This is a genomic window from Vibrio sp. 10N.261.46.A3 (assembly GCF_041472995.1).
Taxonomy (GTDB): Bacteria; Pseudomonadota; Gammaproteobacteria; order Enterobacterales; family Vibrionaceae; genus Vibrio; species Vibrio coralliirubri.
In genome coordinates, this window is the sequence record NZ_JBFRRH010000144.1 from 1 (window position 1) to 877 (window position 877).

At 44.2% G+C, this 877-nt stretch carries 1 protein-coding gene; it reads left to right on the forward strand.

Annotated features, from left to right (window positions below):
- Positions 1-102 precede the first annotated feature (102 nt).
- On the forward strand, positions 103-877 hold a 775-nt coding region (locus AB4484_RS24935), incomplete at its 3' end, for an IS30 family transposase (RefSeq protein ID WP_372080860.1).

Genomic DNA, 877 nt, shown 5'->3' on the forward strand with positions numbered 1-877 from the left:
CCCCGTCCTCCAGATGAAACGCAACACTTGAACCCCTAATGAAGGCTGAGTGGTTTATACTGCTCTCAGCATGTTTATTCATCATTTTGATTAGAGGGTGAGATGGCTGTACATCTGACATCAGAGGACAGGTTCTACATTGAGAAGCGTAGAGCTGAAAACACATCAGTAAGAATGATTGCTCAAGAGCTAGGTAGAAGCCCATCGTCAATCTCTAGAGAGATTGAGCGCAATACTCTAAAGAGTTTCGATGGGCTCTATTCTTCACGAGCCGCAGATAGACTCGCTAAAGAGAGAAGAACGAAGGCTAGTAAAGCAAAAGCCTTTAAAGGCATTGATTCATTTGTGGATGGCTATCTAAAACAAAGCCTCGCTAATCATACCTCTCCCAACGTTGTCAGCGGTGAGTTGGCTCTGAAGTATCAGACGCACGTTAGTGAGAATACATTGTACCGATACATCGAACACCTTGAAGAGCAAGGTGAGTCTTTGCGTAAAGACTTGCCTCGCAGAGGCAAGCCCTACAAGCGTTCAGGTACGGTTCGTTCCACAATTAAGAACCGCGTAGACATCAGTGAACGCCCAGCGATAGCCGATGAGAAAACCGAGATTGGACACGTAGAGATTGACACTATTGTTGGTAAAAATCATAAATCTCAATTGCTCACCATCGTCGATAAGGCCTCTAAAGTCGTGACGATAAGAAGAATTAAAAATAAGTCAGCAGAGGCGGTTATAGAAGGCTTTAAAGACGTGCATCGCTCTACTTTCTATGAGTTCAAAACCATCACAGCAGACAATGGAACGGAGTTTGCCGGTCATCAAGAGGTGGCAGCGATAACAAATGCTGATTTTTACTTTGCTAAGCCGTATAGTT